This window comes from Streptomyces doebereineriae (assembly GCF_031845645.1).
In the GTDB taxonomy this organism is placed as follows: Bacteria; Actinomycetota; Actinomycetes; order Streptomycetales; family Streptomycetaceae; genus Streptomyces; species Streptomyces canus.
The window spans coordinates 1-474 of record NZ_JAVREZ010000186.1 but is presented as its reverse complement, the minus strand read 5'-3'; the positions used below and the strand labels follow the sequence as shown (position 1 = coordinate 474).

Sequence of the window (474 nt, the reverse complement as noted above, 5' to 3'; positions counted from 1 at the left end):
CCACGTCACCAGGCCAGGAACCCGTACGCTCAGTCAGCGTACGGGCGCGAAGGGTAGACAGTACGAATCACGTTCCGTGAGCATGGACGGGTTGCGAACCAGGACAGGCGCACGGGGAGGTGGCCGTACATGACGCACGGCACAGACGGCAGCGACAGCACGTACGGGACCTTCGGCAACGGCGGCACGAACCGCACCGAACCCGAACCGCACTACAACCTCAAGATGTTCGGGGAAATCGTCAAGACCTTCCGCAAGCGGGCCCGGCTGACGCAGGAACAGTTCGCGCCACTCGTCGGCTACTCGCTGGAGACCGTCTCCTCCATCGAACAGGGCCGCCGCCTCCCGCCGCCGGACTTCGCGGAGCGCGCGGACAGCCTCCTCGACGCGTTCGGGGTGATCCTGGCGGCGGCGAAGCATCTGAAACGGGGGAAGGGGCTGGCGAGCTGGTTCCGGCAGTGGGCTCTGCTGGAG

General features: G+C 66.7%; 1 protein-coding gene. It reads left to right on the top strand.

From position 1 onward, the window contains the following. Positions 1 to 129 precede the first annotated feature (129 nt). Positions 130 to 474, top strand: a 345-nt coding sequence (locus RNB18_RS51370) for a helix-turn-helix transcriptional regulator (RefSeq protein ID WP_311720977.1), incomplete at its 3' end; no start/stop codon positions are given.